Genomic DNA, 25621 nt, shown 5'->3' with positions numbered 1-25621 from the left:
CCCCGAGCCCCAGCCGCTTTTTTGTCTCGCCGCCGGCCTGAGCCTCAGCGATAGAGCAGCGCCCTGAGCTCGGACTCCGCGGCGTGAAGCCGCTGCGGATCGATCGTCTCGCCCGAGCGGTAGTGATCGAGCAGCCGAGGGTCGACATACGACGCCCGCGCAATCGAGGGTGTGTTGCCCAGCACGTCTGCGGCATCTCTCATCGCCTGCGCGATCACGGCCTTCCGCTGGCGTTGGGTGGATGCCGTTCCCGCCCTGGCGAGACTGACGGCGGCCGCGAGGGTGCCGTGCAGTGTGCGGAAGTCCTTTGCCGTGAAGTCGGCGCCCGCCCGCAGGCGAACGTACTCGTTGATCTCTTGCGGCGTCAGCGGGCGCCACTCGCGGCCGTCACGCCAGGCCAGCAGGCGGGCGTTCGGCCCGCGGCGCTTGAGCGCGCGAACCACTCTCGCCAGGTCGTCGTCTTCGATCTCACTCGACCACGCATGTTTGCTCTTGGCCGGAAAAGCCAGCGACACCCGGTCACCGTGCGTTGTGGCGTGGGCGCACAGCAGAGTGCACAGCCCGATGCTGCCGTGTTCCTTCGCATAGCGTTCGCTGCCGATGCGCAGGGAGCCGGTGTCGAGCATCCTGAACGCGGCAGCGAGCGCGCGCTCACGCGTCGGCCCGTCTGAGCGCAGGTCGCGGGTGACGAGCCCACGCGCGGTGGGAAGCGATTCTGCGAGTCGGAGCGCGCGGTCGTATTTGACCCGGTCTTTCTGTTCACGCCACGACGGGTGATAGATGTACTGCCGGCGGCCGGCGTCGTCGACGCCCGTCGCCTGGATGTGGCCGTTCGGGTATGGTGCGATCCAGACGTCGCGCCACGCCGGCGGGATCGCGAGGGAGTCGAACCGTGCTCGAAGCTCGGGGTCGGTGACCGTGTTGCCGTGCGGGTCGCGATAGGTGAATCCGGCTCCGGCGCGATGCCGTGTGTATCCTCTGCCCGACGAGTCGATGCGCCTGAGCCTCATTCAGCCTCCCTGTGACCACCTGCTGTTCGCCGGATACTCGCGATCAAACCCCGCCGTGGGAGTCCAGGCAAGGGGGTTGTCGTCACAACAACTCCTCGACACGCGCCCGTGCCTGTTCGGCGGCGCGTTCTGCCGAGGTCAGCGCCCTGGCGGCGCGTTCCCGGTCGCGCTGCCGCCGGCGAATGTCACGCTCGAGTCGCATGACCGTGTTCCTGACCTCGCGCAGGCGTTCGGTGAGGGTCGCAAGCTCGTCGGTGAGGTCTGTGTGCTCCCGGTCGAGTTCGTCGAGACGTTCGTCGATCTCGTCGACGGCGGCCTGTGCCTCCGATGCCTCGCGTTCGGCATTCCGGGCGTCTCTCCTGGCCCGTGCCCTGTCGAACTCGGCTGTCTCTCGGCCTTCCCGTTCAGCCGCCGTGTTGTGGTTCGTGCTCTTCCTGGCGGTCTTCTGCTCACGGGACTGGATGTCGGTGTTCTTCTTTGTGCCCCGCTTCTTCTGCGAGACCGCACGTGGTGCAGATCGCTTCGCCGAGGCCGAAGGCGAGCCCTCCTGTGCGGCAAGCTCGGGTGGCGGGGCACCGACGGCATCCGATGCGTCCACGGGCTCGAGCCCGGTAGCCGCGAGTGGTTCGAGCAGGCGTCCGGTGCGCACGGCGAGTTCGGCTCCGGCATCGACGACCGCAGCCTGCAGAGTCTGGTGCGCCTCGCGTGCGGCGGTGTCGCTGATCTTCTGATCCAGCTCAGCGGCGAGCGATCGAGCGGTCTCAGTGAGCCGCGCGACGATGTCGTGACGTTCAGCGCCCAGGCGTTTGAGCTCGTCGCGGTCGAGTTTCTCTTGCGCGGCCCTCAGCGCGGATCCCAGTTCGAACAGCTCGTTCATCTCATCTGCTCTATGGCGCACGAGCATGTTGACGGCCCAGGCGGATGCCGTCGGCTTGGCCAGCCGGCGAATGCGGGCGGCGAGTTCCGTGTCACCGTCGTTCTTCGCGTCGGCAGCGCGCTCGTTCCGTGTGGTGACGAATGCCGACGGCTGGAGCGCGTAGAGCTCGTCGGCCACGGTCAGCAGAGCGTCTGAGGGCGGCATACCGCCAGTGTGCCACGGTACGCGTCGCCCGCGGCAGCGGAGAGCCGTCGGCAGTCGTGTCGATCGAGGTCAGTGCCGGTTGCGTCTGGCGATCACGATGCCGGCCGTGAGCACACCGACGCAGAGAACCATGCGTTGTGCCGTCTTGGCGTGCCCGCCCCACCCACCGGTCACGGAGTCGCGTCTCGGAACATCGGCGGGGGAGTACAGGTTGCCCGTGCTGTCGTCGGCTCGCACAGTCGGCGACAGCTGCCGTGTGTGCGCGAGCACAGCCATCGTGTCTTCGATCAGGGCAGGGCGGACACGGTGCATTCGGGCGAAGCCCGAACCGATGACACCGACGTAGACCTCTCGCTTCGGCTTGCGCACGACGGACACGATCGCTCGTACGATCGGTTCCGTGCCGTAGACGGGAGGCATCGCCCGCACACGCCGGCCCGAATAGTTGGCCACGTGATCGAAGAGGGGAGTGTCGACCGTCGGAGGATTGACCGTCGAGATGCTCACACCGCGCTGGCCCTCGAGAAGCAGTTCCGAGCGCAGGCACACGCCGAGTGCCTTGACGCCGGCCTTCGCCACGGAGTACGCCGTGTTGTATGGCTGGGGAACCTCGCCGATGATGGAGCCGACGTTCACGATGGCGCCCCTGTTCTGGGCACGCATCACGCGCAGGGCGGCGCGTGCTCCGTAAACATAGCCCATGACGTTCACGTCGAGCACACGACGGAAGTCAGCGAGCGGAACCTTGAGAAAGCTGCCGTATACGGCGACGGATGCGCAGTTCACCCACACGTCGATGCGCCCGAAATGGGCGACCGTTCGTTCGGCGAGTGCTTGCACGGCGCCCGCGTCTGTCACGTCTGTCGGCATTGCGAGCACCGCCTCACCGCGGCGCGTGCACTCTCGCGCGAGGGAGTCGAGTGCTTCTGCGTCGCGCGCAGCGGCAACCACCGTGGCGCCGAGGCGCGCGAAACGGATCGCCGTGGCGCGACCGATGCCGCTCGCGGCTCCGGTGACGACGACAACGGAATCCTTGATTTTCATCGTTCTCCTTCGTGACATGTGTTCAGTGCGGTTGGCGTCCATCCAAATCGCACATGCATCGCACGACAACGCCTTGACATCGGCCGTGACGGATGCTGCCGTCCGCCGGCATGGGGCGCAGGGTGTTCGAGGCACGAGAACCCGCATACGGTGAAGTCATGAGACGACGGCCGAGTCCGCTCACGGTCTGCGCGGTCGCCGGAGTGCTGGCGCTCGCCGGGTGCGGCACGAGCATCCCGACGGACCCCAACGGCACGCTTGAGCGGGTCGCCGGCGGCACTCTTCAGGTGGGTATCTCGCCGAACGGTGAACAGACGATCGCCGAAGACGAGGGGTACAGCGGCTCTGAGGTCGAGCTCGTGGAGGGGTTCGCCGACAGCATCGACGCAGAGATCGAGTGGACGGCCGGCACGGAGGCGGAGCTCGTTCGCCAGCTGGAGGACAGAGCGCTTGACCTGGTGGTCGGGGGATTCACCGATACAACGCCGTGGTCGGATCGCGTCGGCGTGACCCGCGCCTATGCGAGCGTGCGAGACGAGAGCGGCGAGGCGCACAAACTCGTGATGCTCGTTCAGATGGGCGAGAATGCGTTTCTCGTCGAACTCGAGCGTTATCTCTCAGAGCATGGCGGCCTATGAGAACCGTCTACCGCATGGATGTGCCGAACGAGCAGGCAGAGGCCCTCCGCAGGGCCATCCGGCTCGAATGGATCAGCATCGGGTTCACCGCGTGCACAGTGGCTCTCGTCGCCACAGTGCTCGGCAACTCGCAGGCCATGAAGACGGCGTGGGTCGAAGACATCCTGTCCGTGATCCCGCAGTTCGCCTTTCTGCTCGCCGTACGCGTGATCGGCCGCTCACCGACGCCGAAGCATCCGTATGGGATGCATCGCGCGACGGGCGTCGGCCACCTCGTTGCGGGTGTGGCACTCGTGATCGTCGGCGGGTCGCTCATGATCGATGCGGGCAGTGGGCTTCTGACGGGGGAGCACCCGAGCATCGGCACGATCGAGCTCTTCGGCAACGTCATCTGGCTCGGCTGGATCATGATGGGTGTGATGGCGTCGATTGCCGCCCCGCCTGTGGTGTTCGGGCATCTCAAGATGAAGCTCGCCAGAACCCTGCACAACAAGGTGCTCTATGCCGACGCCGCCATGAACAAAGCGGACTGGATGACCAACGTCGGTTCGATAGTGGGCGTCGGCGGGATCGGCCTCGGCCTGTGGTGGGCAGACTCCGCTGCGGCCCTGTTCATCGCCGCGAGCATCACATGGGACGGTGTGAAGAACACCAAGGACGCGGTGCTCGATCTGATGGACAAGCGCGCCACCACCTTCGACGACAGCGAACCGCACCCGGTCAGCCGCGAGGTGGACGACTACCTGCGTGAGCTCGACTGGGTTCTCGCGGTGCGGTCGCGTGTGCGAGACGAAGGCCAGGTGTTCCACATCGAGGCATTCGTTGTGCCGAGGCGGCGAAAGGTGTCGCTCGAGCAGCTCGAAGAAGCCCGGGCCGGATGCTCGCGCATCGACTGGAAGGTGCAGGACGTGGTGATCGTGCCGGTCAGGCGATTGCCGTCGGAGTTCTCGGGGGCAGGGTAGCGGGGCGTTCCAGCCGATGGGCCCGAGGCGAGCCGAGAGCGGCCACGAGCCCACTCCGGGCCGATTCACCGATGATGCGCGTGATGGTGTTCTCGGTGCCGATGAGAACAGCGCGGATGAGAGCATCGCATCAGTAGAGACCCGAATGGCTTAGGGCGTACCTTGGAGGAAGAAACGAACCCCACGTCGAGGGATGCGAGGATGCCATGAGCACACGAACACTTGTCGGTATTGACGGAACGAGCGCGAGCGAACGAGCAGTCGCGTGGGCCGCGACACGTGCATCCTCGTGCGGCGACGCACTGCACCTGGTGCACGTGATGCCAAGCGGAATCCGTTCAGCGGGAGGCGACGACCTCGTCGACGCAGCCGAACGGGGAGCACAGAGCCTCGTGGAACGATCGACGGAACGTGTGCACTCCATCGACCCGGCCATCCAGGTGACGAGCGAGGTCGTTCTCGGCGACGCACTCGATCAGCTGGTGAAGAAGTCACCCGGGTCTCAGCTTCTCGTCGTCGGCGACGATTCGCAAGACGCCGGACGCCAAAGCCGACGAGGCACACGAGGTTTCAGGATCGCCGCCGCCGGGCAAGTGCCCGTCGCCGTGATACCCGACATCGACCTGACCGGCCGCTCGGGCGTCGTTGTGGGAGTGGACGGGTCAGACCTCTCCGACCACGCGCTGCAGTTCGCCGCTGCCGAAGCCGACAGGCTGAACGAACCGCTGATCGCCGTGAACGCGTGGAACAACCCCGTCGTCTATGGATACGACTTCACGTTCCCCGTCGAATATCTCGACGATCTCGACGAAGCCGGCCAGCAGACGCTCACCAGGGCTCTCGGCGGTGTCGAGCTGGAGCATCCGAACCTCGAGATCCGTCGCGTCGTCGCCGAAGGAGACGCCGCGCTCATACTGACCGAACAGGCAGCCACGGCGAGCCTGCTCGTCGTCGGGAGCCACGGGCGCGGTACAGTCGCGCGGCTGCTGCTCGGCTCCGTCAGCCACGGTGTGCTGTCGAACCTGGTGGCGCCGACAGTCGTGGTGCGCTGAGCGAGGTCTCGTCCCAACGAATCGTCTCGACCCGTTGACTCGGCCCCGTCGAGGCTGCTCAGTGCCTACAAGGGCTCAGTGCCTACAAGGGCTCAGTGCCTACAAGGGCTCAGTGCCTACGAGGCTCGGACGGTGCCGTGGGTCTCGGCAGGGCGCGACCGCCGTGGGGGTCGACCCGCGCAGGCTCGGCCGGTGTCGGGCCTCGGCAGGCCGCGACCGATGCGGGGCTCGACGATCGGGCGTCGGCGTGACATTCTGGGGTGATGAACCTCGTCAGGCCACGTCGTGACCGTGTGATCGCCGGTGTGTGCGCAGCCATCGCCAACCGATTCGGATGGAAGCCGTCGACAGTGCGCATCCTCACCGCCCTGAGCGTGATATTGCCGGGACCGCAGGTGCTGATCTACATCGTGCTCTGGATCCTCGTTCCGAGCGAGGCCTGATCCCAAAGGGATCGCGAGGGGCCCCCGGATCCGCGGTGACCGCACCAGCGGCCCGGCGCAGTGCTCTTGCGCTATCTGCGCCGCGTCACCATGACCAAGCCGACGATCACGGCGATGATCCCGCTCGCGATCGCGATGACCTTACCGGGGTTTCTGCCGTATTCGTCACGCACTCTCGACACGGTGTCGTCCGCAGCCTTCTTCGCGTTCTCTGCGGCCTGGCCCACCTTCTCGCCCGCGGACTCGAAGGACTCCCTGGCCTCGTCAACGCGATCTGAAACCGCCTTCGTGGCTGACTGTGCAGCATCCTTCGCCGAGCCCGCGGCGGCGGCAGCCTCGTCGACAGCGTCATGTGCCTTCTTCTGCTTGTCTGCCGGGGCATCTGCAAACGCCTTGTCGACCGCATCGTGGGCTGACTCTTCTGCAGTGTGGATCATGTCTTCTGCGGCGTCTTCTGCCTTGCCTGCGCCGGAGTTGGTGGTGTCGCTCATCATCTTCCTTACGTCTGCGGATATCTGTCTACATCTGCGGATATCTGTGGCGGGGTCGCCCGAACGCGCTACATCCGTCTTGCGGCCGCTCTCTGCGCCTTCTCGACCTGTCTGCGCGTCTTCTTGCGCGCTCTTTTCACGTCTGGATTGTTCCAGAAGGAACTCACGGACTCGACGATCGCCTCGTAGCGCTCGCGCCCAGCCCGGGCGCCGAGCAGGTATGCCACGACCGCGATGATCGCGATTCCCCAGTAGTTCATGCGCATAGCGTGTCTCCCTCGTGCTCTCGTGTCGCAGACGGCTGCGCCGCCCGGAACCATGTGGCTGATACGGATCGATCGCAGACCTGACCGGTCAGGTCTGACGCTCAGGTCTCCGGTTGGGCCTTTTCGTCTTCTTCTGGTTCGAACGTCGATTGCTTGTCCGTTCGGCCCACAGCGAGCCCATCGTCGGTCTCGGGGATCGTCTTGTCTGAGCCCGTGTAGCCTTGTGGCTCGTTGTCGTTCCTGCCCACGTGGTCCTCCCGTTCGTGGTCGCGACGGTGGGTCGCGCCGTTCGGATATGCTCTCCACGGTAATCCGAATGCTCGCGCAGCCAACCCTGCACAGCTGAGTCTCGCCTGTGTTCAGGGGGGAGCGCTCAACGCAGACGGTCAGTGCGAGCGGCAGCGGGGTGCTCGATGCGGGCGTTCGGTACCGGGTGCCGAGCGCCTGGTTCAGTGCCGAGTGCTGAATGTTGTGACCTCGGCGCTCACACGGTGCGCCGGTACACGTCGGCGCGCACGCGGGCGCGTCCGCGCCAGGAGAGCGGCGGCGATCGCTGTTCCGATCAGGGCCCCGAGTGTGTTCGCCACAACGTCTGAGGGGTCGGAGATGCGTTCGGGACGAAACCAGAGCTGGCCGAGCTCCACGCAGATCGACGCGGCGGCGGCAAGGAACGGTGCGGTCCAGCGGTACCCCGCACGCAGGACCAGCGTCAGCAGAAGCCCGAGCGGCAGGAACATCAGCACGTTCGACATGAACTCCGTCAGCGTGTAGTCGATGGAGCTCGGCAGCCCGCGATCGTGCAGGGCGGCGAGAACGCGGATCAGAGTGTTCTGCACCGGGGCATCCACCGGCGTGGGCCAGAAGGTGATGAGCGCGATCAGCCCGAGCAGCACGATCAGGGCCACCAGTGCGACACGGCGCTTCACGACCACGGCGGCTCCTTGTGCGGGTAGTTGACGGACGATCCCCCGTGATCTGTTTGCAGCAGTGTACTCCGCCACCCCTGAGAACAGTGCGCCCGAACGCAGATCGCACGCACGCGTCCGTCCCGGATGTGTGTGGCGTTGCCCTCACACCGCCCTCACCTGGAGTTTTGTGCTGGGCCGTTCGCGCCGTGTTCTGATCGGTTCTGCCCGCGCTCGGCAGTACTCTGAGCCTGAGTTCGAACACGAGGGAGTCGGCAGATGGTCAGATGGAAGTTGCGCGGCACGAAGCCTGTCGTACCGGAACCACCCGTCGCAGACGTGGTGCCTCTCGAGGGCGAGAAGGGCGTTCACATCCATGCCTTCCGCATAGGCCTGGTGGGCGGAATCGGTGTGCTGATCGCACTGTTGATCGGGCTCGTCTTCACGCAGCTCGGAACCGTGCTCGTCTATATCGGGCTTGCCCTGTTCCTCGCGCTCGGCCTCGACCCGCTCGTCTCATGGCTGGCGAAGAAGATGCCGAGAGGACTCGCGATCGGCATAGTCGTGCTCGCTGTGTTGCTCGCGTTCGCCGGCATCCTGTTCGCGGTCATCCCGGTTCTCATCACTCAGATCAGCAATTTCGTGCGGGACTTCGACGACTTCACGGCGAATCTCGAATCGAACCCGTTCGTTCACTGGGCCGAACAGGCCCTCGGCAACGACTTCGACATCGACTCGGCGCTGCAGAATGCCGCCGAGTTCCTGCAGAATCCTGAGAACCTGCTCGCCATCGGCGGTGGTCTCGCCACCGTCGGTGCTGGCGTCGCCGGGGGAGTGACGGGCGCCATCATCGTTCTGATCCTGATGCTCTATTTTCTCGCGTCGATGCGATCGATCAAGAACGTCATCTACCGATTCGTTCCGGCATACCGGCGCGACGGCTTCGCGCGCGTCACCGAAGAGATCACCGGTGCTGTCGGGCGCTATGTCGTCGGACAGTTGAGCCTCGCCCTCGTCAACGGCATCCTCAGCCTGATCCTGCTGACGATCATCGGGGCGCCCGTGCCGTACCTGCTTGCGCTCGTGTCATTCCTCGGCTCGCTGATACCCCTCGTCGGAACCCTGACCGGATCGGTGATCAACACGCTTGTCTGCCTGTTCGTCTCTCCCGTGACCGCGCTCATCGCCGGTGTCTACTACCTCGTCTACATGCAGATCGAGGCATATGTGCTGAGTCCTCGGATCATGAACCGCGCGGTCGCCGTCCCCGGTGCAATCGTGGTGATCGCCGCCGTCGCCGGCGGCGCGATCGGCGGAATCCTCGGTGCGCTCGTGGCGATACCCGTCGCGGCCTCTGCGATCATCATCATCCAGAAGGTCGTGTTCCCTCGCCAAGACGCCAAGGTCAAGGCCTAGCAGTGGGTTCACGCAGCAGTGAGTTCACGCGGTGAAGAGCGGGGTTGAAGTGGCACCCCGCCCCGCATAACCTGCGAGCAGGTGCGTTCGTGCGGAGCCGCACGGCGTTTGTGTGTCACCGGCCCGGTCAGGTGGCGCACGAGCCCGAGGCTCGGTTCTATCGCGTGCCGGAGAGAGGACGCAATGCGGCTGCAGGCATCCGGCGCACGGAATGACATCCCCACGCTGCGTGTGCCAGACAGCTCACTCGGGTTTCTGCGCGATGGCTATCTCTTCGGCACCCGGCGGTTCAGGGCCGTCGGCGCCGACGGCTTTCACACCCGGATCGCGGGGCTGCCCGTCACGGTGATGCACGGCTCGGATGCCGCGCGAATCTTCTATGAAGGCGGTCGGTTCGGACGGGAGCGGGCGATGCCGACATCCGTTCTGCACCTTCTGCAGGACGAGGGCAGCGTGCAGACGCTGAGCGCAGAACCGCACACACGCCGCAAGATGCTCTTCGTGAGGATGCTCTCGACCCAGCAGGCGCTCGCCGGACTGCGTGAGATCTTCGTTGAGGAACTGAGGGAAGCGGTGGGCGGCTGGCCTGCAGAGATCGTGCTGCACAACGCGTTGCAACTGGTGCTCACGCGGACCGTGCTGAGGTGGACGGGGATATCGGCCGACGATGTCGATGTGCCGAAGCTCGCAGGCGAACTGGGATCGATGATCGAGAACGCGGGGCGCTTCGGCCCGCCGAACTGGATCGCCCGCGCCAGGAGAAGGCGAACGGAGGCCTGGGCCGAACGCGTGATCGATGCCGCGCGAGCGGGTCGATTCGGCGACGAAACACCCGTCGCGGCCTTCGCCGAGCACGTTGACGAGAACGGCGAGCTGCTGCCGGCCGCCGTCGCAGCCGTCGAGCTGCTCAACGTGCTTCGGCCCACAGTGGCAGTCGCCCGATTCATGGTTTTCGCTGTGCACGCGCTGCACACGCGGGGGCGCTGGCGGGACCAGTTCGCGGCCGGTGACGACACGGACGTGTTGAATTTCGTGCACGAGGTGCGCAGGTTCTACCCGTTCTTTCCCGTGATCGGCGGTCGGGTCGAACGCGAGTTCGAGTGGAGGGGGCATCGATTCGGCGTGGGGGACTGGGTGATGCTCGACCTGTATGGCACCAACCACGATCCAAGACTCTGGTTCACGCCGGAGCGATTCACGCCGGAGCGGTTCCGCGACTGGTCCGGCGACCGCAACGCGCTCATTCCGCAGGGTGCCGGTGAGGCGAAGACCGGCCACAGGTGTCCGGGTGAGCAGGCGACCGTGGAGCTGATGGCAGAGGCGGTGCGGGTGTTCTCACGCGATATCGACTACACGGTCCCCGATCAGGATCTGCGGATCAGCCTGCGTCGTTTTCCGGCGCTGCCGCCCACCGGCCTGCTGCTGACCGCCGCACGACTGCGTCGGCCGTGACGGCTGTCGCCGGTGGCCCGGCCGGGCTTCCCGGGCGCCGGGTGGGACCGGCCGGCTTTGTGAGCGCTGTAGTGCCCGACACGGGCCGACGCCGCATGGTCAGCCGACGCGCTCGAGTGCCGGTCGATCGGTGCGTTCAACCTGTTCGGGCCGTGCATCCGGAGTCGGGGTCGATTTCGCCCTGGTCAAGGCCGGGTCGTTCCTGGTGAGAGGCGCGCCCATGACCGGTAGGGGCATACGCGGAAGGGTCACGATCGCCGGCACGGCATTGTCCGCTGCGCGGGAGCGGTGACGGTTCATCACGATGAGAGCCTCACCGAAGGTCTTCACGAACTCGTGCCCCACGACGCCGCCGTGCACGAACACGTCATACCCGAGGATGGCTCGCTGGATGTAACCGAGGAGCCGGGCCGAATCCGAAGAACTCACATCGGGGTCGCAGACACGCCAGAGGTGGTCGCTGAGGGTATAGATGTCAAGCGTGCGGTCCGAAGGCAGACCGAGAAACTGCACCATGTGTGCTCGTCGCCCCTCTGTGCTGTCGCGGCCGGTGTTGTCTGGCCGGTGTCGTCACGGCGAAGATTCCCTGTTCTTCGTCATATTCGAACACTAAATCGCGCAACAGTTTCTTGCACGGGGCTTGACAACCGCGCAACTGTGTGGCGGCAGCTTCTGGTGCTCACGAACTCGCTTCAGGAATTCGCTGGTGGCCCTGGCGGGCCGGGAATGAGGCCGAGCGAAGCCACGATGAACTCGCCGCCCGAGAAACGGTCTGCATAGCAATACCAGGCGGGACCTGCCGGGCCGAACACCTCGAACCTGGCCGAGGGCGAGGCATCCTGCACCGTGCGTTCCACGAGCACCGTGCACGTGTTGGCGGCCGTTGTGCTCGCGACAGAGATCGACACGAGGATGCTGGGCAGCACGAGGGCGAGGATGCCCAGGACCACGACCACCCGCAGCACACGGTGCCTGCGCGACGACCGCAGCGGCTGCTCGTCGTCGTCGTGCGCCGCAAGCTCGGGGTGATAATCCGACATGCAGCCATTGTCTCAGCTCAGGCCGAGTCGGAGGGCCGGTTGCACGGCTGCGCTATGCGGATGCGGGTTGTTCCTCTTGTTCCGGGATCTTGGTTCCGCGGATGGACGCGCCGGCGGTCTCTTTCACAAAGAGCAGCGCGATGAACCCCACCGCGCAGGCCGCCATCATGTAATACGCCGGAACGAGCAGGTCGCCCGTCGCCCCGATGAGGGCCTCGTTCACGACGGGCGCCGTGCCGCCGAAGAATGCCGTCGAGATGTTGTAGGTGATGGCGAAGCCTGCGAAACGCACCTGAGTGGGGAACATCGCGGGGAACGTGGCAGAGATGGTCGACAACTGCAGGACGTAGAGCACGCCGAGGATCGCGAACCCGATGAGCGCGCCGGCGAATCCGGTGCCCATCAGAAGGTAGAGCGGCACGGCGCCGACGAACAGGCCGAGCAATGAGTATCTCCACATCGGTTTTCGACCGATGCGATCTGACAGGCCGCCGGCGAACGGGATGAGCGCCATCATCATGACTTCGCCGACCAGGATCAGGGTGAGCGACCCGTTCGCCGTCAGCCCGATCTGGGTCTCGAGGTAGGTCGGCATGTAGCTGATCAGTGTGTAGTTGGCGACGTTGAGGGCGACCACGAGGCCGGCCATCGCCAGGAGAGGCCTCCAGTAGTGCAGGAAGAGATCCTTGAGCTCAAGGCCCGTGCCCGGTTCTGTCTCGTGCATCTCGTCCACTTCGCGGAACACCGGGCTGTCTTCGAGCCTGCTTCGCAGATAGACGCCGATCAGGCCGAGGGGGCCGGCGAGAAGAAAGGGAATGCGCCAACCCCAGTCATACATGATGTCTTCACCGAGTGTCAGCTGCAGGGCGAGCACAACTGCCGTTCCGAGCACGAACCCGCCGAGGGTGCCGAACTCGAGAAAGCTGCCGAAGAACCCGCGGTGCTTGTCGGGCGAGTACTCGGCCATGAACGTCGCGGCTCCACCGTATTCGCCCCCGGTCGAGAAGCCCTGGATGAGGCGCATAACGACGAGAAGCGCCGGAGCCCAGTAGCCGATGACGTCGAAGGTGGGCAGTAGTCCGATGGCGAATGTCGCGCTCGCCATCAGGATGATCGTCAGCGCGAGGACAGCCTTGCGTCCGATGCGATCTCCCAGCGGTCCCCAGACGAGACCACCGATCGGCCGGACGAGGAACGAGATGGCGAACGTCGCGAGCGCGAAAACGGTGCCGCCCGGAAAGAAGTTGGCCGTGATGTAAGTCACCGCCACCGCATAGACGCCGTAGTCGAACCACTCGGTCGCATTTCCGATCGCCGATGCGGCGATGGCTTTGCGGATCGTCTGGCGTCCTTCACGCGTGTCTGTCTCTGGCGCTGCGTATTGTTCTTCAGGTTCTGCATTGATGTTGATGGGGCGGTCTCCGTTGTCCCGACGCTCTCCCGTTGTCATCGTCACTTCGCCTCCACATGGCTGGCCCAGCCGATCGCCGTTGTCGATTGTTCTATCCTGGCTCTCATCGCGTACGGTCCGTAGGGGTTGCGCAAGGTGAAAATCGCCTTACTCACTCGAATCCTTGTTCGATTCCGACGCGCCAGGTATACTTCTTCGCATGGAAGATGTCTTCGACTCGCTGCGACATTCGGTGCACAGGGTGACAGCTGTGCGTGACCAGGCCGAGGCATCCGGCATCAGGGGGATAATGGGCCCGTCTGTGCCGCGGGGCGGACCTGTGCCGCGGGAAGTGCCGCGGAGTGGACGCCCAGACGGTAGCGCCGAAAGGGGGGCCACCACGGGTGCTGCGACGAACGGCAGTGCGCTCTCGCGCACGTCTGCGGCGACGAGCGTTTCTGCCGTGATGAGACAGCTGAGCGATGAGTCCGTGACTCAGCTGCTCTGGCAGCTCGGCGAGCTGCGCAGGCACGCAGACGCCTTGATGGCCGTCGTCTCTGGAGAGGTCTCACAGCGCTCACGCGGAGGTGTGCGGCCAACGGCGGTCGGGCTCACGCAGCGAAATGGCTATCGGGCGCCCGCCGCGATGGTGCAGGCCGTCGCCGGCGTGACACGGGATGACGCCGTCAGGCTTGTGCAGGTGGGCGAGGTGATTGTGGATGCAGAGCAGGCGATCGACGTTCGTGCCAGTGTTGACGAACTCGGACTCGACATCGAGGTCGACGGGTCGTGGTTGGGGCCGATAGGTGTCGCCGTGGTGGCACACGGCCTCTCGGTGGCAGCAGCACACGCGTTGATGCGCGGGCTCGGTGGGCCGAGCGGCGCGGTTCCGGCCGAAGCGCTTGAGAACGCGGCGGCGCGACTGGCGGCGGATGCTCGTGGCACGGTTCCCGATGAACTGTACCGGCGGGCCGTACGGGTGCGTCGACAGCTCGAGGGCGCCGTCGACCTGCTCGAGCAACCGGTGAGAGGTCGCGCTGCCGTCGGGTGAACGCGGGAGCCGAACGGGCGGCGTCATCGCGGGCTCGGATTATCGGCTATTCTTATTGAGGCTCTCGGGCCATCGGGGTGTGGCGCAGCTTGGTAGCGCGCTTCGTTCGGGACGAAGAGGTCGTGGGTTCGAATCCCGCCACCCCGACACATGGAGCTCCGGCTCACACCACGCACAGCGTGGTGTGAGCCGGAGCTTTGTCGGCCAGACCGGTGCAGTTGTCAGTTCTCGATGCCTGTGCGGCGATTCCGTGGGCTCAGGGGCGAGGGACGAGGGTGAGCAGCGTCGCCTCTGGGCGGCACGCGAACCGCACCGGCGCATAGATCGATGTGCCGAGACCGGCAGAGACGTTGAGGAACGCCGACCGCAACGCATGACGCCAGAGACTCAATCCCTTGACCTGGGTGCGCGGAATATCGCAGTTCGTGACGAGCGCGCCGTAGCCGGGCACACACACCTGGCCACCGTGCGTGTGCCCGGCGAGAATGAGGTCGGCCCCGTGCGTGACGAACGAGTTGAGCACACGCTGATAGGGCGCGTGCGCGACACCGATGTGCACAACGCGCTCAAGCCCGGCATCGTCGGTGTCGAGCGACTCGTCGTCTTGCTGCGCATCGATCAGGCCCGTGAGCAGATCGAGCCTGTCCGCGCCGATATGCGGGTCGTCAACCCCGAACACGTCGAATCGGGTGCCACGAACCGTGATGCTTCCGACGGCATTGTTCAGCGGATGCCAGCCAAGCGCATCCGTGAAGAACGATTCGAGTCGTGCGGTGTCGAGATCACGCGGCTTGCGGTGAGCGGGCGTCGACGACGGCCCGGCGAAGTAGCGCAACCAGTTCTTGCGCATCGGACCGTGATAGTCGTTCGAGCCGTTCACATAGAGTCCCGGAATGCCGCCGAAGTCAGCGAACGCGCGCTCGACACCGACGATGCCGTTCTCGTGGCCGAGATTGTCGCCCGTGTCGACGATCAGGTCAGGCCTGAGAGCGGCGAGCGAGCGGACCCAGTCCTGCTTGTCGCGCTGCCACGGGGCCATGTGCAGATCGGAGAGGTGCAGGATCGTCACCGGCTCGGCGCCGTGAGGCAGAACCGGAACCGAGACGCGTCGCAGGGTGAACATCCGGCGCTCGATGAGCGAGCCCCACGCGAATGAGCCGACGACGGCCGCGGCCAGGGCGAAGAGGATCGCCCTGCCGCCGCTCTGGCCTGAGCCGCTCAACCGCAGTCGGGTTTCTGGACGTTGAGCTTCACCTCTGACCCACGTGGCGCCTGTTCGCCTGCCGCGATGCTCTGCGCCGTCACCTTGCCCTGTGCATTGCCCGACTTCTCTTCACACTTGTCGATGGTCGGGTTGTAGCCGGCGCTGGTGATCGCATTCTGCGCCTCGTTGATCGTCTTGCCGACGACGTCAGGCACGGTGGCCGGCGGAGTGCCCGTGCTCGGTCGCAGTGTCACCGTCGAACCAACGGTTGCAGTCGTGCCCGCGCCTGGTTCTGTCGCGGCCACGAGCCCTGCGCCGACCGCCGAGTCGACGGGTTCTCCGACGGCAGCCGTGAACCCGGCCTCTTCGAGCAGCGCGGTCGCCGCCTCGACGGACTGCCCGGCGACATCCGGAATGGCGACCTCACGCACGACCGTCAGGTCTCGCGGGGGCGCAGGGAACTCGTTGCCGCCGAACTTGGCGATCGTGGCCGCTGTGATCCCCGCCCAGGTCGGGAACTTCGCGTTGTACGCCGATCGACCGTTCACATAGACGTTGTAGATGTTGCTGAATCCAGAGACGTTTCCGACCCAGAACGCGGTGACGGCCTCCGTGGTTCCGCCGATGATCCACGACGCCGTCGCTCCGGTCTTCAGGCCACCGTCCGCCGTTCCCGTCTTGCCGAAGATCGGTGCTCCGCTGACACGAGCGGCCGAACCGGTGCCGCCCGCAAAAACGCTCTGCATGGCGAACGCAGCGGTGTGAGCGACCTCGGGCGAGATGCCCTGTGTGCACTCAGACTGAGGCGGTGCCATCTCGGTGCCGTCGTGGCCAACGATCCGGTCGATGGCGACAGGTGTGCAGACGACACCGTCGTTGGCGATGCCCGCGAACGCCGTGGCCATCGTGAGGCCCGCGATCTCATTCGTGCCGAGGATCGTCGCCGGTGTGAACCCGAGCTCGCCGCCGTCTGCTCGATGGACCCCGAGCGCCTGGGCGGTGTCGCGGATGTCGCAGAGGTCGAGCTTCTGGGCCATCGCGATGAAGGCGGTGTTCACCGACTGCCGTGTGGCGTCATAGGCGTTTGTGGACGCCGGGCTGGAGCCGTCGTAGTTCTGCGGCGTGTATTTTTCGTAGTAGCCGCCGATGCACTCAGCCGGAAAACTCGTGAACGTGCGCTTCGCCGAGTTGATCTGCTCATAGAGGGAGTGGCCCTTGTTCAACCACTCGAGCAGGGCGAAGATCTTGTAGGCCGACCCCACCTGGAAGCCAGAAGAGCCCCCATAGTCGCGATCGGTGTTGTAGTTCACCGAGGTGTACGACGGGTCTGCGGCCGCGAGGGCTGGATCGTTGCTGTACACCTTGCTCTGCGCCATCGCGAGAACTCGCCCGGTGCCCGGCTGGACGGTGACGGCCGCACCTGCGATGTTCGCCGTCGGGAGCGACGAGGGGATGTGAGAGTTGATGGACCCTTCCGCCGCCGCCTGGATGTCGAGGTCGATGGTGGTGTAGATGTCGAGCCCACCGCGACGCAGCAGCGCCTCACGCTCTTCTGGTGTGTCTCCGAATGTCGGGTCGTTTTTGATGATCCACGTCACGTAGTCGCAGAAATATGCGCTTCCGCCGGCCGTCTGGCACCCGGTCGACGGCTGCACGATGTTCGGGGCGACCGGCGTCGCCACCGCCGCGTCATACTGCTCGCGCGTGATCTTCTTCTCGTCGAGCATCTTTTCGATGACGTAATCGCGACGGAGCTTCGTCTTCGCATAGCCGTCGGCGGCGCCGTTGACCTCGTTGTCGGGCTGATCGATGCGCAGGTTGCCCGGGTTGTTCAGGATCGCGATGAGCGTTGCGGCCTGCTCCACGGTGACGTCGGCGGCGTTCACACCGAAGTAGTACATCGACGCCGACTGCACGCCATACGTCCGAGCGCCGAAGTTCGCGAGATTGAGGTAGCCGAGCAGAATGTCGTCTTTCGCGTATTTCTTCTCGAGTCCGATGGCCATACGCATCTCTTTGAGCTTGCGGCTCGCGCCCTCGGCGCCGTCGGCGGTCGTCGCATCGTTTGCACAGGCATCCAGCTCTTCGAGCGACGTGGCGTCTTTGTCGCACTCCTGCACGAGAACGTTCTTGACGTACTGCTGAGTGATCGTGGAACCACCCTGCGTGTCGCCTCCGACGACATAGGTCTTGACGATCGCGCGGGCGGTTCCCATCATGTCGACGCCGCCGTGCTCGTAGAAACGCGGGTCCTCTGCCGCGATCGCCGCGTCTTTCAGATTCTGCGAGACGGCCTCCCAGCCGATCTCTTCGCGGTTCTGGTCATAGAACGACGCGAGCAGGGGAGTGGAGCCGTCACTCGCCGTGGCGTAGATGTTGCTCCGTTCCATCGGCTGTCCGATGGCGAGGTACTCTGGCAAGCCGTCGAAGACCCCGATCGCTTCGTTCGCTGTCATACCGGTCACCGCAAGGGCGGGTGTGACCGCCGCTGTGACGAGAATCCCGGTGGCCGCGCTCAGGCCGATGAAGCCCAGCAGGCCCCCGAGCGCGCCTCTAGCCGTGCGTTTTTGTTCAGGCATAAGCTTGAGTTTAAGTGAGAAGTCTGAAAAAGCACCTCATCAGCGTGGTGAGTGCTGTATTTTATGGCCCGACGGGGCCGTTGCTTGAGGAGAATCTGTGACCCGCTGGGAGTACATCACCACCCCGCTCATCATTCACAACACCGCGGCGATCCTCAATAACTGGGGATCCGAGGGGTGGGAGCTCGTGCAGGTCATCGCCGGCCCAGAGGGTGGACTGGTGGCGTACTTCAAACGGCCGGTCGCCGACCCGGCGGACTCCTGATGTCGCGGATCGATGACCGTCTTCGTGACCTGGGGCTGAGTCTTCCGGATGTCGCTGCTCCGGTCGCCGCATATGTTCCGGCCGTTGTGAGCGGCAACCTCGTGTACACGTCCGGTCAGCTTCCGTTCGTGGCCGGTGCTCTGCCCACCATAGGCAAGGTCGGGGACGGCCCCGGTCTCGTGTCCGTTGCAGATGCCGCGGGTCTCGCGGCGACGGCGGTGCTCAACGCGCTCGCTGCCGCCGAGAGCGTGATCGGGTCACTCGACCGGGTGACGCAGGTCGTCAAGGTCACGGGATATGTGGCATCCGACCCCGTATTCACTGGACAGCCTGCAGTGATCAACGGCGCCTCTGAGATGCTCGGCCGCATCTTCGGCGACATCGGATCGCACGCCAGGGCCGCCGTCGGTGTCGCCGTTCTGCCGCTCGACTCGCCGGTCGAGGTGGATGTTGTGCTCGCCTTCGCCTGAGACCGCCTGATGTCGCGGGCCTGAGAGCGGGCAAAACGGCCGGCAGCGGGACAACGCGAATTGATCTCCCGCTGCCGGCCGTCTATCCCGCGCCCGGCGTGAGCCTACGTGGCTCCGACCTGCCCGGTGATGATCTGCATCACCGTGGTATCGGCGAGGGTTGTTGTGTCTCCGACCTCGCGGCCCTCCGCCACATCGCGCAGCAGGCGGCGCATGATCTTGCCCGACCTGGTCTTCGGCAGCTCGTTCACCACGAAGATCTCGCGCGGACGAGCGATCGGGCCGATCTGCTCGCCGACATACGCGCGAAGAACCCCGGCGATGTCTTCAACGGCAGCCGACTCTTCGAGCTGGCTCTCTTTGATGATGACGAACGCGACGATGGCCTGCCCCGTTGTGTCGTCTGCAGCCCCCACGACCGCGGCCTCGGCCGTGAACGGATGCGCCACGAGCGCCGATTCGATCTCTGCGGTCGAGAGACGGTGCCCAGAGACGTTCATCACGTCGTCGACGCGACCGAGAAGCCAGATGTCTCCGTCTTCGTCGAGACGGGCACCGTCTCCGGCGAAGTATTTGTCGCCGAACTTGTCCCAGTAGGTTTCTGTGAATCGCTCGGGGTCGCCCCAGATCCCGCGAAGCATCGACGGCCACGGCTCGGTGACGACGAGAAGTCCTCCGTTGCCGTTGCCGACCCGGTTTCCGGCATCATCGACGACGTCGATCGCGATCCCGGGAATCGGCACCTGCGCGCTGCCTGGCTTGGTCTCGGTGATGCCGGGAAGAGCAGAGATCATGATCGCACCGGTCTCTGTCTGCCACCAGGTGTCGACGATGGGAGCCGTGCCCGCGCCGATCACCTCGCGGTACCACATCCAAGCTTCTGGGTTGATCGGCTCGCCGACCGAACCGAGCAGGCGAAGCGATGACAGGTCGAACTTCTCGGGAATCTTGCGCCCGAGCTTCATAGACGAACGGATGGCCGTCGGTGCCGTGTAGAAGATCGAGACCTTGTACTTCTCGATGATCTCCCACCACCGGCCGGGGTGGGGAGTGTCTGGTGTGCCCTCGTAGAGCACCTGGGTGGCGCCGTTGGCCAGTGGGCCGTAGACCACGTAGCTGTGGCCGGTGACCCAGCCGACGTCTGCCGAGCACCAGTAGACATCCGTCTCCGGGTGCAGGTCGAAGACTGCCTTGTGTGTGAAGGCCGTTTGCGTGAGATACCCGCCTGAGGTGTGCAGGATGCCCTTGGGTTTGCCGGTCGTTCCGCTCGTGTAGAGGATGAACAGCGGGTTCTCGGCTTCGAACGCCTGAGCTTCGTGGTCTGGGCTCGCCGTGGCCATCTGCTCGTGCCACCAGAGATCGCGTCCGTCGACCCAGTCGACGTCGTTTCCTCCGCGCCTCACCACGAGCACGTTCGTGACGGTCTCTTGCGCGCCGAGGCCGCCCCTCGGCTCGAGCGACGCGTCGACGGCCGGCTTGAGCGAAGAGACCTTGCCCTTGCGGTACCCGCCGTCTGCGGTGATGACGACCTTGGCGGCTGCGTCGTCGATTCTCGCGCGCAGGCTGTCAGCGCTGAATCCGCCGAAGACGACCGAGTGGGCGGCACCGAGGCGTGCAACGGCGAGCATCGAGATGACAGCCTCTGGGATCATCGGCAGGTAGATCGCCACGCGGTCCCCCTGCCCGACGCCGAGGCCGGACAACACGTTCGCTGCTTTCTTGACCTCTTCGGTGAGCTCGGCGTACGTGATCGCGCGGCTGTCGCCTGGCTCGCCTTCCCAGTAGATGGCGACGCGTTCGCCGTTGCCCGCAGCGACGTGGCGGTCGAGGCAGTTATGAGCGACGTTGAGGCGGCCGTCTTCGAACCACTTCGCGAACGGAGGGTTCGACCAGTCGAGTGTGCGTGTGAACGGAGTGTCCCAGCCCAGAAGCTCGCGGGCCTGGTTCGCCCAGAACTCGACGCGGTCGGACTGGTCATAGATCTCTGGGCCCACGACGGCAGAGGCTGCGAACTCTTCGGGCGGGGGAAACCGGCGGGACTCGTTCAGCAGGTGATCGATCTGAGTGCTCATGGTGTCGTTCTCGCTCCTTCGCGCGTCATATCGGTGGTCCTCCACGACTGTACTCCGATTCGGATAATGGCTTCATCTCGCGCCCGGGCGCCGGATGGGCGGTCTGGCGCAGTGGTCGGGCGCCTCGACGAACACGTGTTCCGGCCGTTTTCGAACCGGCGGGGAAGTGCCTGCTCGTGTGCTCGCCGGGTGCCGTCTGATTGTCCACCAAATGGTGGACAATCGGCCTTGCAAACCTGACTGTAACGCGTACACTTATTCACGGCCGAATGATCAATTCGTGCGTGCGGCGTGTTCCGATTCCCCCCAATCGGGCGCCGTTGCGGCGGCATCCATTCCCCCCAATGGGTGCCGCCTCTTTAATCTGACAACACACATCCAGCAGCGTGCTGATCCGGCAGTGCGACAGATGCCACACCGGCTGCGACGAAGCAGCCGTCGAGCCGGAGCGCTGTCATCGCCGCACCGATTCCGCTGTGACGCCGTCGTGCGCTCATGGCTTCTGCACAGGTGACGGCGTGCCAGGGCGTTCTCCACTCCGCGGGTGCCGGGGTCTTCTCGGCCGCCGAACTCTTCGTACTCTCGACGCATGCCTGACCGATTCGTGGCCGTGCCGAGTGAGAGCTCGAGCTCGCGTGCCGGCATCCGTCGCATCGGAACAGACCCGCCCGGAAGCCGCTCACTCGGAACGGAGCCGCGCGTGGCGAGGCCGCCCGTGGCGAAGTCGCCCGTGGATGCGACCCTGCCGGCAGACACGACGCCGCCCGTGGACGCAGACCTGCTCGCCGCGAGGTTCGTGGCCAGACCCACCGCACGAGCGCCGGCCGGTCGCATGCGCATTGCCGCCCAGGCAGGACCGCTCGGTCGTTATCTGACCGAAGAGGGCGTCACAGACATCTTCGTCAACGGTGCGGCAGGGCTCTGGATCGACAGGGGAACCGGACTGGAAGCGGTGCCAGGGTGGAACCTCGACGAACAGGGGTTGCGCCGCCTCGCCGTGCGCCTGATCGCCATGGGCGGGCGACACATCGACGAGGCGAGCCCGTGCGTCGACGTGCGACTGCACGGAGGAATCCGCGTGCACGCGGTGCTGCCACCGATCTCGGTCACGGGAACCCTGCTGAGCATCCGCCTGCCACGGATGCGCAGGCTGACCCTGGCCGAGCTCGCGGACCGGGGCATGTTCCGTGATGACCCCCTGCTTCTCGAGCGGCTGCGGTCCGCTGTCGTCGAGCGCACGAACCTGCTCATCACGGGCGCGGGCGGAACAGGCAAGACAACACTTCTCGGTGCCATGCTCGCCGAGGCCCCGGCGAATGAGCGCATCGTGGCGATCGAGGATGTCGCGGAGCTGGGTATCGAGCATCCGCACGTGGTGTCGCTCGAGGCCAGGCAGGCGAACCTCGAGGGAGCGGGCGGGCTCGGCCTCGACCGGCTCGTGCGCGAGGCGCTGAGGATGCGACCTGATCGCCTGGTGCTCGGTGAGTGCCGCGGCCCAGAGGTGCGCGACATGCTCGCCGCTCTGAACACTGGCCATGACGGGGGCGCCGGCACCCTCCACGCCAACTCGCTCCATGACGTGGCCGCCCGTATGGAAGCTTTGGGGGCGCTCGCCCACATGACCCCGGATGCCGTGGCTCGCCAGACGATCTCGGCCATCGGTGTTGTGCTGCACCTCGAACGCGTCGACGAGGTCAGACGGCTCGCGCAGATCGGTCGTTTCGAGCTCGATGCGCATGGGCGGCTCACGATGAGGGAGGAGTGGGGATGACCGGGCGACAGATCGGGCGACGGATGAACGGGCGACGGGTGAACGGGCGGGCGTCAGGCCAGGCGGAGAGGGAACGCTCTCGCGGCGGTGCTCCCGTCGTCGAGCGGATCGCTGCCGTCGCGGAACGGGTGGCCGTGATGCTCGAGGCCGGTGTGACGCCGAACGCTGCGTGGCAGTACCTCGCGGACCCGCCGCCGGGCTCGCGAGGTGAGCCGAAGAGCGGCGGGCGCAGCCCAGCCGAAAGGCGGCGGACGATGACGGTGCGCGGTGGTGTGAGCGACCCGGAACCGGTGGAGGACGTGGTCGCTGCGGCCGCGCGAGCCGGTCGCACAGGAGAAGACGTCGCAGACGCGATCGTCGAGGCGTCTTCGCCCCACCGTCGCGGAGCGGAGGACGGGGCGGCGGATGCCTGGCGTGCGCTCGCGTCTGCGTGGATGGTCGCGACCGAGACCGGCGCACCACTCGCCTCGACACTGCATCAGCTCGCCCGCTCCCAACGCTCCCTCGGCCAGACGCAGAGAGACATCCAGGCAGCGCTCGCCGGTCCGCGCTCGACGAGCCGGCTGGTCATGGTGCTGCCGTTCGTCGGCATCCTCTTCGGCCTGGCGCTCGGCTTCGACACGCTTCACACCCTGTTCGCCACCGGTCCGGGCCTGGCCTGCCTCGGAACCGGCCTTCTGCTGATGCTGGTGGCCTGGCGGTGGAGCGCGCAGATGGTGCGAAAGGCGACACCGTCCGAATCCGCTCCCGGTCTCACCATCGAGCTGACAGCCATTGCCATGGGCTCGGGAGTCTCCGTCGAGCGGGCACGGGCGAGTGTCAGCGACGCGATCCGTCGGTGCTCACCGGGGGTTCGTTCGGCAGAGGAGTCCGAAGCCGTCGACGCTGTTCTCGCGCTCTCGCGCGCAGCAGGGATCCCGGCTGCCGAACTGCTGCGTGGCGAAGCGGCACAGGCCAGACGAGACGCCCGGTCGTCTGCGCAGCTCGCGTCGGCGGCGCTTGCCACTCGACTGATGTTGCCGCTCGGTGCGTGCATCCTTCCCGCGTTTATGCTCGTCGGCGTCGCGCCGCTTATGTTGAGCGTGCTTGCATCGACCTTGCAGGTCGTGTGACGCCAGGGGTTATGCCTCGTGCGGCTCGCCGTCGGCTGTTTGCGGCGGCAGATCAGGCCGAACGCCATGCGCGAGCTGATCAGTGACGCGCTATATGTTTGTGACGCGCTACACCTTGTGACGCGCTACAGCTTTTGTGACGCGCGCCCCGAAATAGAGTGGCGCGTCACAAAAGGCGTAGCGCGTGGCAGAAGAACCCGGTGGCGGCTCGATGTGTGGCGGGCACCGCACATTCGGCATGATCGGCGCAGTGGAGTTCTGCACAGACTCGCCCTCACGTTGTGTTGTGCACGGATGTCTCTCTGGCACCCTTCGCAGACCCTTCCGTTGCGAGACTGGATCTGCTCGCGCCACCACCCCACCGCGGACCTCGGTCCGCCCATACACGTCGTGGCGACCCGGCTCCCCCACCGGGTCGCCACGATGTGGGAAGGAGCAGAAATGAATCTATTTCGAGCAGTCGCCGATCGAGCGCACGGGCCCACCACGGCCCGGGATGCCGCGCGCCGGGTCATCGCCCGATTGCGTGACGACGAGGGAGCGGCGACAGCGGAGTACGCCATCGCGACGATGGCAGCTGTCGGGTTTGCCGGGCTGCTCGTGGTCATCATGCGCTCAGATGAGGTCAGGGGAATCCTCACCGACCTCGTGCGCCGCGCGCTGTCATTCGAAGGGTGAGAGTCGTGCGGGCGGCGTTCAGTATCACGCACAGCGGCCTGCGATTCTTGGCTGCCTGCCGGGGGAGTGTGAGTGCGGAGTTCGCTGTTGCTCTTCCCGCCGTGGTCGTTGTGCTCAGCTGTTGCGTCGGAGCGATCCAGGTCGCATCGCAGCAGGTGCGGCTCACCGATGCCGCGGCGGACGCCGCCCGCACCCTCGCCAGAGGGGATTCACCGGACGTCGCCGCGGCACGTGTCGCTCGTGTCTCCGGCGGTGCAGCACTGTCGTCGTCTCACACCGGCGAGTTCGTGTGCGTCTCGCTCACCGCTCCCGCTGCATTCCCCGCCGCGAGTGCTCTCGGGCTCACCGTCGCAGCCTCCGGGTGCGCGCTCGCGGGAGGACTCTGAGATGGCGCGCTGTGGGAAGTCACGCTGTGCGGCCCGCGTTATGCCGCACGGCTGTGGAATGTCGCGTCTCGCCGGCGACGAAGGCTCTGGATCCGTGCTGATGGTGTCGGTGATGGCGGCGACGATGCTTCTCGCCGGCATCGCCCTGCCGTTCAACGCTGCTCTGACGGCACGGCAGCAGGTATCGAATGCAGCGGACGCCGCAGCGCTCGCCGCCGCCGACACCGCGTCGGGCTACGTGGCCGGCAGCCCGTGCCCGAACGCGGCCGAGGGGGCTCGGCTGAACGGGGCAGCACTGACAACCTGCACGATCGGAGGGTCAGGCCGGGCCGAAGGGCTCGAAGCGACAGTGGTCGTCGAACGCATCGTCATCGGGATCGCGGTCAGGGCGACGGCAAAAGCAGGCCCTCCGCCATAGCCGAGGGATGCGGCGGTCGCGGAGCTTGTGGCCACGGCGGCTGCTCGAATGCTCGAGCGTCAGTCGAATGACGTTGTGAGGTACCGGTAGTCCACTGCGCTCGGGCGGTCGGACGCCTCGAACTCCTGGCCGGCTGAGCGCGCATACACATAGGTCTTCGAACCGGCGGGAATTTCGATGCTCGGACGAGGATCGCCCGACTCGAGAAACTCGGTGGAGATGGTCTTGCCCTCGAGCGGACCATCGGTCAATTTCGCGGTGTAGCTGCTCTCGGTTGTGTTCATAGCCCCATTCTGCCCAACATTCCGCCGCAGGCAAGAGCCAGCTGTCGACGCCCGGTACTCGACGACGGATGGAAGAACCCTTACGTATGCGGGAGAGCCCCTCCGATAAAAACGAGGGCGAGACTCCTCATCGCGGTTCTC

Annotated in this window: 28 protein-coding genes and 1 tRNA gene; 15 read left to right on the top strand and 14 right to left on the bottom strand. The window is 65.7% G+C overall.

The genetic code is table 11. From position 1 onward, the window contains the following. Positions 1–44 precede the first annotated feature (44 nt). The 3 genes from ACYVF5_RS03985 to ACYVF5_RS03975 form a co-directional block, all read right to left on the bottom strand. On the bottom strand, positions 45–1010 hold the full coding sequence (locus ACYVF5_RS03985; protein WP_460943566.1) for a DNA topoisomerase IB: 966 nt from the start codon (positions 1008–1010) through the stop codon (positions 45–47). Positions 1011–1092: 82 nt separating this feature from the next. Further along, positions 1093–2091 (bottom strand): hypothetical protein, encoded by a 999-nt coding sequence (locus tag ACYVF5_RS03980; RefSeq protein ID WP_460943564.1) that lies wholly within the window; start codon positions 2089–2091, stop codon positions 1093–1095. 69 nt (positions 2092–2160) lie between these two features. Further along, on the bottom strand, positions 2161–3135 hold the full coding sequence (locus ACYVF5_RS03975; protein ID WP_460943562.1) for an SDR family oxidoreductase: 975 nt from the start codon (positions 3133–3135) through the stop codon (positions 2161–2163). A gap of 158 nt (positions 3136–3293) precedes the next feature. On the opposite strand from ACYVF5_RS03975, the gene ACYVF5_RS03970 reads away from it, so the two are divergent. The 4 genes from ACYVF5_RS03970 to ACYVF5_RS03955 all read left to right on the top strand — a co-directional run bounded on the left by ACYVF5_RS03970 (position 3294) and on the right by ACYVF5_RS03955 (position 6230). After that, positions 3294–3773, top strand: coding sequence for a transporter substrate-binding domain-containing protein (locus tag ACYVF5_RS03970; protein WP_460943560.1), 480 nt, complete (start codon positions 3294–3296; stop codon positions 3771–3773). Next, a complete protein-coding gene (locus ACYVF5_RS03965; protein ID WP_460943558.1) occupies positions 3770–4735 on the top strand; it encodes a cation transporter in 966 nt (321 codons plus the stop codon). Before ACYVF5_RS03970 ends, ACYVF5_RS03965 begins: the two co-directional genes overlap by 4 nt. Before the next feature lie 206 nt (positions 4736–4941). Further along, positions 4942–5787, top strand: coding sequence for a universal stress protein (locus ACYVF5_RS03960; RefSeq protein WP_460943556.1), 846 nt, complete (start codon positions 4942–4944; stop codon positions 5785–5787). Between the two features lie 263 nt (positions 5788–6050). Further along, on the top strand, positions 6051–6230 hold the full coding sequence (locus ACYVF5_RS03955) for a PspC domain-containing protein (protein WP_460943554.1): 180 nt from the start codon (positions 6051–6053) through the stop codon (positions 6228–6230). A 71-nt stretch (positions 6231–6301) separates the two neighbouring features. Here the strand turns inward: ACYVF5_RS03955 and ACYVF5_RS03950 are convergent, their stop codons facing one another. The 4 genes from ACYVF5_RS03950 to ACYVF5_RS03935 form a co-directional block, all read right to left on the bottom strand. Continuing rightward, positions 6302–6721: a hypothetical protein gene (locus ACYVF5_RS03950; protein WP_460943551.1), complete on the bottom strand. Its 420-nt coding sequence runs from the start codon at positions 6719–6721 to the stop codon at positions 6302–6304. Positions 6722–6789: 68 nt separating this feature from the next. Continuing rightward, a complete protein-coding gene (locus tag ACYVF5_RS03945; protein ID WP_460943549.1) occupies positions 6790–6981 on the bottom strand; it encodes a hypothetical protein in 192 nt (63 codons plus the stop codon). A 107-nt stretch (positions 6982–7088) separates the two neighbouring features. Next, positions 7089–7235, bottom strand: coding sequence for a hypothetical protein (locus tag ACYVF5_RS03940; RefSeq protein ID WP_460943547.1), 147 nt, complete (start codon positions 7233–7235; stop codon positions 7089–7091). Between the two features lie 201 nt (positions 7236–7436). Next, positions 7437–7919 carry a VanZ family protein gene (locus ACYVF5_RS03935; protein ID WP_460943545.1) on the bottom strand — a complete coding sequence of 161 codons (483 nt, stop codon included), beginning with the start codon at positions 7917–7919 and terminating at the stop codon, positions 7437–7439. Between the two features lie 252 nt (positions 7920–8171). Between ACYVF5_RS03935 and ACYVF5_RS03930 the strand changes: the two genes are divergently transcribed. Beyond that, positions 8172–9308 carry an AI-2E family transporter gene (locus ACYVF5_RS03930; RefSeq protein ID WP_460943543.1) on the top strand — a complete coding sequence of 379 codons (1137 nt, stop codon included), beginning with the start codon at positions 8172–8174 and terminating at the stop codon, positions 9306–9308. 183 nt (positions 9309–9491) lie between these two features. After that, positions 9492–10760 carry a cytochrome P450 gene (locus ACYVF5_RS03925; protein WP_460943541.1) on the top strand — a complete coding sequence of 423 codons (1269 nt, stop codon included), beginning with the start codon at positions 9492–9494 and terminating at the stop codon, positions 10758–10760. A gap of 99 nt (positions 10761–10859) precedes the next feature. Here ACYVF5_RS03925 and ACYVF5_RS03920 read toward each other — a convergent pair whose 3' ends face one another. The 3 genes from ACYVF5_RS03920 to ACYVF5_RS03910 form a co-directional block, all read right to left on the bottom strand. Beyond that, positions 10860–11276 (bottom strand): hypothetical protein, encoded by a 417-nt coding sequence (locus tag ACYVF5_RS03920; RefSeq protein ID WP_460943539.1) that lies wholly within the window; start codon positions 11274–11276, stop codon positions 10860–10862. Between the two features lie 176 nt (positions 11277–11452). Continuing rightward, a complete protein-coding gene (locus ACYVF5_RS03915) occupies positions 11453–11800 on the bottom strand; it encodes a hypothetical protein (RefSeq protein ID WP_460943537.1) in 348 nt (115 codons plus the stop codon). 52 nt (positions 11801–11852) lie between these two features. After that, positions 11853–13250 carry an MFS transporter gene (locus ACYVF5_RS03910; protein ID WP_460943661.1) on the bottom strand — a complete coding sequence of 466 codons (1398 nt, stop codon included), beginning with the start codon at positions 13248–13250 and terminating at the stop codon, positions 11853–11855. Between the two features lie 160 nt (positions 13251–13410). On the opposite strand from ACYVF5_RS03910, the gene ACYVF5_RS03905 reads away from it, so the two are divergent. Next, positions 13411–14241 (top strand): hypothetical protein, encoded by an 831-nt coding sequence (locus ACYVF5_RS03905; RefSeq protein ID WP_460943535.1) that lies wholly within the window; start codon positions 13411–13413, stop codon positions 14239–14241. Between the two features lie 73 nt (positions 14242–14314). Next, positions 14315–14388 (top strand) — tRNA-Pro (locus ACYVF5_RS03900). A 109-nt stretch (positions 14389–14497) separates the two neighbouring features. Here ACYVF5_RS03900 and ACYVF5_RS03895 read toward each other — a convergent pair. Next, positions 14498–15364: a metallophosphoesterase gene (locus ACYVF5_RS03895; protein ID WP_460943659.1), complete on the bottom strand. Its 867-nt coding sequence runs from the start codon at positions 15362–15364 to the stop codon at positions 14498–14500. Between the two features lie 95 nt (positions 15365–15459). Next, positions 15460–18024: a transglycosylase domain-containing protein gene (locus ACYVF5_RS03890; protein ID WP_460943533.1), complete on the bottom strand. Its 2565-nt coding sequence runs from the start codon at positions 18022–18024 to the stop codon at positions 15460–15462. A 97-nt stretch (positions 18025–18121) separates the two neighbouring features. Here ACYVF5_RS03890 and ACYVF5_RS03885 point away from each other — a divergent pair, with 97 nt between their 5' ends. Both ACYVF5_RS03885 and ACYVF5_RS03880 read left to right on the top strand, forming a co-directional pair. Further along, positions 18122–18289: a DUF4177 domain-containing protein gene (locus ACYVF5_RS03885; protein ID WP_460943531.1), complete on the top strand. Its 168-nt coding sequence runs from the start codon at positions 18122–18124 to the stop codon at positions 18287–18289. After that, the gene (locus ACYVF5_RS03880) at positions 18289–18759 is read left to right on the top strand and encodes a RidA family protein (RefSeq protein WP_460943529.1); all 471 of its coding nucleotides are present in this window, start codon (positions 18289–18291) and stop codon (positions 18757–18759) included. The genes ACYVF5_RS03885 and ACYVF5_RS03880 overlap by 1 nt, the downstream gene beginning before the upstream one ends. Before the next feature lie 104 nt (positions 18760–18863). On the opposite strand, the gene acs is transcribed toward ACYVF5_RS03880, so the two are convergent. Continuing rightward, positions 18864–20831 (bottom strand): acetate--CoA ligase, encoded by a 1968-nt coding sequence (gene acs, locus ACYVF5_RS03875; RefSeq protein ID WP_460943527.1) that lies wholly within the window; start codon positions 20829–20831, stop codon positions 18864–18866. A 589-nt stretch (positions 20832–21420) separates the two neighbouring features. Here acs and ACYVF5_RS03870 point away from each other — a divergent pair. The 5 genes from ACYVF5_RS03870 to ACYVF5_RS03850 all read left to right on the top strand — a co-directional run bounded on the left by ACYVF5_RS03870 (position 21421) and on the right by ACYVF5_RS03850 (position 25196). Beyond that, positions 21421–22602, top strand: a complete 1182-nt coding sequence (locus tag ACYVF5_RS03870; protein WP_460943525.1) for a TadA family conjugal transfer-associated ATPase — start codon at positions 21421–21423, stop codon at positions 22600–22602. Further along, entirely contained in the window at positions 22599–23714 is a 1116-nt protein-coding gene (locus ACYVF5_RS03865; protein WP_460943523.1) for a type II secretion system F family protein, read from the top strand. The genes ACYVF5_RS03870 and ACYVF5_RS03865 overlap by 4 nt, the downstream gene beginning before the upstream one ends. Positions 23715–24155: 441 nt before the next feature. Continuing rightward, positions 24156–24392, top strand: coding sequence for a DUF4244 domain-containing protein (locus tag ACYVF5_RS03860; RefSeq protein WP_460943521.1), 237 nt, complete (start codon positions 24156–24158; stop codon positions 24390–24392). A 68-nt stretch (positions 24393–24460) separates the two neighbouring features. Then, entirely contained in the window at positions 24461–24778 is a 318-nt protein-coding gene (locus ACYVF5_RS03855) for a TadE family type IV pilus minor pilin (RefSeq protein ID WP_460943520.1), read from the top strand. Positions 24779–24836: 58 nt separating this feature from the next. After that, positions 24837–25196 (top strand): Rv3654c family TadE-like protein, encoded by a 360-nt coding sequence (locus ACYVF5_RS03850; protein WP_460943518.1) that lies wholly within the window; start codon positions 24837–24839, stop codon positions 25194–25196. Between the two features lie 59 nt (positions 25197–25255). On the opposite strand, the gene ACYVF5_RS03845 is transcribed toward ACYVF5_RS03850, so the two are convergent. Beyond that, on the bottom strand, positions 25256–25480 hold the full coding sequence (locus ACYVF5_RS03845; RefSeq protein WP_460943516.1) for a hypothetical protein: 225 nt from the start codon (positions 25478–25480) through the stop codon (positions 25256–25258). Between the last annotated feature and the right edge of the window lie 141 nt (positions 25481–25621).

The organism is Okibacterium endophyticum (assembly GCF_054780075.1).
The sequence above is the reverse complement of the archived record's forward strand: the minus strand, read 5'-3'. Positions and strand labels throughout refer to the sequence as shown.

Bases quoted from the DNA above. Each gene is read 5' to 3' on its own strand.
- ACYVF5_RS03970 (WP_460943560.1), top strand. From the start codon at position 3,294: ATGAGACGACGGCCGAGTCCGCTCACGGTCTGCGCGGTCGCCGGAGTG.
- ACYVF5_RS03960 (WP_460943556.1), top strand. From the start codon at position 4,942: ATGAGCACACGAACACTTGTCGGTATTGACGGAACGAGCGCGAGCGAA.
- ACYVF5_RS03910 (WP_460943661.1), bottom strand. From the start codon at position 13,250: ATGACAACGGGAGAGCGTCGGGACAACGGAGACCGCCCCATCAACATC.
- ACYVF5_RS03975 (WP_460943562.1), bottom strand. From the start codon at position 3,135: ATGAAAATCAAGGATTCCGTTGTCGTCGTCACCGGAGCCGCGAGCGGC.
- ACYVF5_RS03950 (WP_460943551.1), bottom strand. From the start codon at position 6,721: ATGAGCGACACCACCAACTCCGGCGCAGGCAAGGCAGAAGACGCCGCA.
- ACYVF5_RS03980 (WP_460943564.1), bottom strand. From the start codon at position 2,091: ATGCCGCCCTCAGACGCTCTGCTGACCGTGGCCGACGAGCTCTACGCG.
- ACYVF5_RS03865 (WP_460943523.1), top strand. From the start codon at position 22,599: ATGACCGGGCGACAGATCGGGCGACGGATGAACGGGCGACGGGTGAAC.
- ACYVF5_RS03890 (WP_460943533.1), bottom strand. From the start codon at position 18,024: ATGCCTGAACAAAAACGCACGGCTAGAGGCGCGCTCGGGGGCCTGCTG.
- ACYVF5_RS03850 (WP_460943518.1), top strand. From the start codon at position 24,837: ATGTCGCGTCTCGCCGGCGACGAAGGCTCTGGATCCGTGCTGATGGTG.
- ACYVF5_RS03945 (WP_460943549.1), bottom strand. From the start codon at position 6,981: ATGAACTACTGGGGAATCGCGATCATCGCGGTCGTGGCATACCTGCTC.
- ACYVF5_RS03880 (WP_460943529.1), top strand. From the start codon at position 18,289: ATGTCGCGGATCGATGACCGTCTTCGTGACCTGGGGCTGAGTCTTCCG.
- ACYVF5_RS03925 (WP_460943541.1), top strand. From the start codon at position 9,492: ATGCGGCTGCAGGCATCCGGCGCACGGAATGACATCCCCACGCTGCGT.
- ACYVF5_RS03965 (WP_460943558.1), top strand. From the start codon at position 3,770: ATGAGAACCGTCTACCGCATGGATGTGCCGAACGAGCAGGCAGAGGCC.
- ACYVF5_RS03915 (WP_460943537.1), bottom strand. From the start codon at position 11,800: ATGTCGGATTATCACCCCGAGCTTGCGGCGCACGACGACGACGAGCAG.
- ACYVF5_RS03895 (WP_460943659.1), bottom strand. From the start codon at position 15,364: ATGTTCACCCTGCGACGCGTCTCGGTTCCGGTTCTGCCTCACGGCGCC.
- ACYVF5_RS03985 (WP_460943566.1), bottom strand. From the start codon at position 1,010: ATGAGGCTCAGGCGCATCGACTCGTCGGGCAGAGGATACACACGGCAT.
- acs (WP_460943527.1), bottom strand. From the start codon at position 20,831: ATGAGCACTCAGATCGATCACCTGCTGAACGAGTCCCGCCGGTTTCCC.
- ACYVF5_RS03860 (WP_460943521.1), top strand. From the start codon at position 24,156: ATGAATCTATTTCGAGCAGTCGCCGATCGAGCGCACGGGCCCACCACG.
- ACYVF5_RS03905 (WP_460943535.1), top strand. From the start codon at position 13,411: ATGGAAGATGTCTTCGACTCGCTGCGACATTCGGTGCACAGGGTGACA.
- ACYVF5_RS03845 (WP_460943516.1), bottom strand. From the start codon at position 25,480: ATGAACACAACCGAGAGCAGCTACACCGCGAAATTGACCGATGGTCCG.
- ACYVF5_RS03930 (WP_460943543.1), top strand. From the start codon at position 8,172: ATGGTCAGATGGAAGTTGCGCGGCACGAAGCCTGTCGTACCGGAACCA.
- ACYVF5_RS03870 (WP_460943525.1), top strand. From the start codon at position 21,421: ATGCCTGACCGATTCGTGGCCGTGCCGAGTGAGAGCTCGAGCTCGCGT.
- ACYVF5_RS03920 (WP_460943539.1), bottom strand. From the start codon at position 11,276: ATGGTGCAGTTTCTCGGTCTGCCTTCGGACCGCACGCTTGACATCTAT.
- ACYVF5_RS03955 (WP_460943554.1), top strand. From the start codon at position 6,051: ATGAACCTCGTCAGGCCACGTCGTGACCGTGTGATCGCCGGTGTGTGC.